This is a genomic window from Streptomyces prasinopilosus (assembly GCF_001419695.1).
GTDB lineage: Bacteria > Actinomycetota > Actinomycetes > Streptomycetales > Streptomycetaceae > Streptomyces > Streptomyces prasinopilosus.
Map to the genome: position 1 here is coordinate 1 of NZ_LIRG01000290.1, position 4,270 is coordinate 4,270.

Sequence of the window (4,270 nt, forward strand, 5' to 3'; positions counted from 1 at the left end):
CCCCGGGGAGCGGGCCGCCGGGAAGCTGACCCTCAACGTCATACGGGAGGAGCTGGCCCGCGTGGTGGAGCAGCGGGCGGCCGACGACCCGTTCCTGCACTACCTGGACGGCCGGAAGCTGTACGGCGAGACGGACCACGCCGAGCTGCCGCTGCCCGACGCGCTGCACCCGGACGCCGCCACGCACCGTCGCATGGGTGAGCGCTTCGCGGAGCTGGCCTTCGGCCCCGGCGGGCCGTTCACCGGCTGAACCGGCCGGCCCGCCCGGCACCCTACGGCCCGGCACTCCTGCCGTCCTGCCGTCCTGCCGTTCCGTGCGTCCGCGGACCTCCGCGGAAAACGCGTTGACGCCCGTTCCCCGCCCTCCGTACGGTGGACAACGCTTCTGTTGCCGCCGATCGGAGAAGGACGTTGCTCGTCTGAGGTTCTGAGACACCGCGTCACACCCGTGTGGTGTGCACGCAGCGTGCGACCTCGGCGTACGAGCCGTCCTGGCGGAACGGGGCCCTCCCCGTGCCCTCGTGCTCCCGCCCGGCTCCCGGTCGTCCCACGACCGCCGTCCGGCCGCCCTCGCCCTCCCGCGGTGTCTCGCTACGCGTTCGCCCCGACCCCACCACGCAACCGCGGAGGCCCGCATGACCCCGTCTGTCACCTGTACCGCCCTGTCCTTCACCTGGCCCGACGGGACCCCCGTCCTCGAAGGCCTCGACGTGTCCTTCGGCCCCGGCCGGACCGGCCTCATCGGCGTCAACGGGGCGGGGAAGTCGACCCTGCTGAAGCTGATCGCCGGTGAACTCGGGCCGACCGGCGGCACCGTCCGCGTCGCCGGCGAGGTGGGGTACCTGCCGCAGAACGTCACGCTCGACACCGCGCTGCGGGTCGACGAGGCGCTCGGCATCGCCGCCCGGCGGGCCGCGCTGCACGCCATCGAGGCGGGCGACGTGGCCGAGACGCACTTCGAGACGGTCGGCGACGACTGGGACGTGGAGGAGCGCGCCCTGGCCACGCTCGGCGAACTCGGCCTGGGCGGGATCGGGTTGGACCGCACCGTCGGCGAGGTCTCGGGCGGCGAGTCGGTGCTGCTGCGGCTGGCCGCCCTGCTGCTGCGCCGCCCCGACGTGCTGCTGCTCGACGAACCCACCAACAACCTCGACCTGTACGCCCGACGGCGGCTCCACGCAGCCGTCGCGAACTGGCCGGGGGTCATGGTCGTGGTCAGCCACGACCGCGAACTGCTGGAACTGGTCGACCAGATCGCCGATCTGCGTTCCGGCGGGGTGACCTGGTACGGCGGGAACCACACGGCCTACGAGGAGGCGCTCGCGGTCGAACAGGAGGCCGCCGAGCGCACGGTGCGGGCCGCGGAGGCGGATCTGCGCAAGCAGAAGCGCGAACTCGCCGACGCCCAGGTCAAGCTGGCCCGCCGCAAGCGGTACGGGCAGAAGATGTGGGACCAGAAGCGCGAACCGAAGATCGTCATGGGGGCCCGCAAGCGCGCGGCTCAGGAGTCCGCGGGCAAGCACCGCGTCCTGCACGAGGAGAGGCTCGCCGGGGCGAGGGAACGGCTCGACGAAGCGGTGGAGGCGGTACGGGACGACGACGAGATCCGCGTCGACCTGCCGTACACGGCCGTACCGCCGGGACGTACCGTCCTCACCCTCACGGACCTCGAACTCGCCCACGGCGCACGGGTGGACGGGGTCTTCGAGCTGCGCGGCCCGGAACGGGTCGCGCTGATCGGGCGCAACGGCGCGGGCAAGACGACGCTGCTGCTGCACCTCAACGGCATCCTGACCGGCGGTGCCGGCACGGTGCGGGTGGCCGGGCTGCCGGTGGGCCGGGAGCACCTGGCCGAGATCCGGCGCCGGGTCGGCATCGTCTTCCAGGACCCGGACGACCAGCTCTTCATGCCCACGGTGCGGGAGGACGTGGCGTTCGGTCCCGCGGCGTCCGGGCTCCGGGGCGCCGAGCTGGAGGCACGGGTGGGCCGGGCGCTGGAACTGGTCGGCATGGACGGGTTCGGGGACCGGCCGCCGCACCACCTCTCCTTCGGCCAGCGGCGCCGGGCGGCCGTGGCGACGGTGCTGGCGACGGAGCCGGAGATCCTGGTCCTGGACGAGCCGTCCTCCCACCTGGACCCCGCCTCCCGCCGCGAACTGGCCGACGTCCTGCGCTCGCTGGACGTGACCGTCCTGATGGTCACGCACGACCTGCCGTACGCCCTGGAACTGTGCCCGCGCTCGCTGGTCCTGAGCGACGGAGTGATCGCGGCGGACGGCCGGACGGCGGACCTGCTCTCCGACGACGCCCTGATGCGCGTGAACCGGCTGGAGCTGCCGTACGGCTTCGACCCCCGCTCGGTGCCGGCCGCGCCCCGGTAGGGCCGGCACCGCCGTCCCCACCGGTCGAGGAATCCCGGGCGGAAGGCCTCGGTTGCACCTCGTGTCGCGGGCGCGTGCCCGGGAGCGGGCGAACGGAAGGGGTCGACGGACGTGGGCGTCGAGGTGCACGGCACGGTGGCGGAGGGCTTCGAGCCGGTCGGGGAGGCGTTCGCGGGGAACTTCGAGCGGCTCGGGGAGCGGGGCGCGGCCCTCGCCGTGTACCGGGACGGACGGCGGGTCGTCGATCTGTGGGCCGGGGTGAAGGACGTCGACGGCGCCGAACCGTGGGAGCGGGGCACGGCCCAGCTGGTCCGTTCGGCGACCAAGGGCGTCGCCGCCGCCGTGCCCCTGCTGCTCCACCAGGACGGCGAGCTGGACCTGGACGCGCCCGTCGGCCACTACTGGCCCGAGTTCAAGGCCCGGGGCAAGGAGGGGGTGCTCGTCCGGCACCTCCTGAACCACCGGGCCGGGCTCCCCCTCCTCGACCGTCCGCTCACCCCGCGCGAGGCGCTCGACCCGCTGCGGGGCGCCGAGGCCGTCGCCGCCCAGGCTCCCGTGTGGGAGCCGGGCACGGACCACGGCTACCACGCCCTCACCTACGGCTGGCTGCTGGACGGGCTGGTGCGGCGGGTGACGGGCCGGGGTGCCGGGGCGTGGATCGCGGAGCGGATCGCCGCTCCCCTGGGCCCGGGCTTCTGGCTGGGCCTGCCGGACGCGGAGGCCGGCCGGGTGGGCAGGGTCGGCCCGGTCGAGGGACCCCAGCCGTCCGGCGTGCCGCGCGCCCGCCCCAAGCGCTCGGTCACCGAGGCCTACGCCGATCCCGCCTCCGTCACCCGCCGGGCCTTCGCCGCGATCGACCCGTTCCCGGACCACAACGACCCGGAGTTCCGGGCGGTGCCGAACCCCGCGGCCAACGGCATCGCGACGGCGGACGGACTGGCCCGCTTCTACGCCGCGCTCATCGGGCGGGTCGACGGCGTACGCCTCTTCGACCCGGCCACCGTCGCGCGCGCCCGCGCCGAGGAGTCGGCGGGCCCGGACCGCGTCCTGGTCGTCGGCACCCGCTTCGGCCTCGGCTACATGCTGCACGGCGGCGCGTCGCCCTTCCTGGGCCCGGGCTCCTTCGGCCATCCCGGCCGCGGCGGCTCCCTCGGCTTCGCCGACCCGGAGGCGGGCGTCGCCTTCGGCTACGTCACCAACGGTTTCCGCAGGACCGTGACGGCCGACCCGAGGGCCCAGGCGCTGGTGCGGGCGGTGCGGTCCGCCGTCGGCGGCTGACCGGTCCGCCGACGGCGGCCGACCGGGCGGGCGGAGGCCGACCGGGCGCGTGGGGGGGGTGAGCGGGAACGCGTGGGCCGGCCGGGCGCCCGGGGGAAGGGATCGGGCGTCCGGCCGCCGGTGGTCGGGCGTGGGTCCCGGCTGCCGGTCAGGCGTGGATCGGGTGCGAGGTGCGGCCCGACGCCTCGTCGATCTCGTCGTGCGCCTTGGTGAGCAACTGCATCGCGAGCTCGTTCAGGGCCCGTGCGCCGGCCACCTCCTCCCCGACCCGTGGCTGATTCGCGTCGGTGTGGTGCCGGGTCGCGCGCCCGTGCCCGCGCACCTCGGTCCCGTCGGGCAACCGGACCATCGCGGCTGCCTTCGTGTGCTGGTCGTCCTCCGCGAACTCCAGCTCGACGTGCCACCCCACGGTGGTGTGCATGGTGTGCGTCATGGCGGTCACCTCCGGAAGTCCTGGTTCCAGGGTGCCTCCCCCGCTGCCCGGCCGCACCCGGCGGGCGCCCCGCGTCCCGCACTCCGGGACGGCCTCCGCCCGGGAACCGGGAGTGCTTTCCCGAACGGTGCGCACGACCCGCCCGTCCGGGGCCGCTCCGGACGGTGCGGGTCGTGCG

At 75.1% G+C, this 4,270-nt stretch carries 4 protein-coding genes; 3 read left to right on the plus strand and 1 reads right to left on the minus strand.

Annotated features, from left to right (window positions below; translation table 11 throughout):
* From AOK18_RS13385 to AOK18_RS13395, 3 genes are all read left to right on the plus strand, one after another.
* A partial coding sequence (locus AOK18_RS13385; RefSeq protein ID WP_478078840.1) for an SGNH/GDSL hydrolase family protein occupies window positions 1-250 on the plus strand: 250 nt, incomplete at its 5' end.
* Window positions 251-635: 385 nt separating this feature from the next.
* A complete protein-coding gene (locus tag AOK18_RS13390; RefSeq protein WP_079104999.1) occupies window positions 636-2,381 on the plus strand; it encodes an ATP-binding cassette domain-containing protein in 1,746 nt (581 codons plus the stop codon).
* Window positions 2,382-2,492: 111 nt separating this feature from the next.
* Window positions 2,493-3,659, plus strand: coding sequence for a serine hydrolase domain-containing protein (locus AOK18_RS13395; RefSeq protein ID WP_055694491.1), 1,167 nt, complete (start codon window positions 2,493-2,495; stop codon window positions 3,657-3,659).
* A 148-nt stretch (window positions 3,660-3,807) separates the two neighbouring features.
* On the opposite strand, the gene AOK18_RS13400 is transcribed toward AOK18_RS13395, so the two are convergent.
* Window positions 3,808-4,092: a DUF1876 domain-containing protein gene (locus tag AOK18_RS13400; protein WP_055694492.1), complete on the minus strand. Its 285-nt coding sequence runs from the start codon at window positions 4,090-4,092 to the stop codon at window positions 3,808-3,810.
* Window positions 4,093-4,270: the final 178 nt, after the last annotated feature.

Bases quoted from the DNA above. Each gene is read 5' to 3' on its own strand.
- AOK18_RS13390 (WP_079104999.1), top strand. From the start codon at position 636: ATGACCCCGTCTGTCACCTGTACCGCCCTGTCCTTCACCTGGCCCGAC.
- AOK18_RS13400 (WP_055694492.1), bottom strand. From the start codon at position 4,092: ATGACGCACACCATGCACACCACCGTGGGGTGGCACGTCGAGCTGGAG.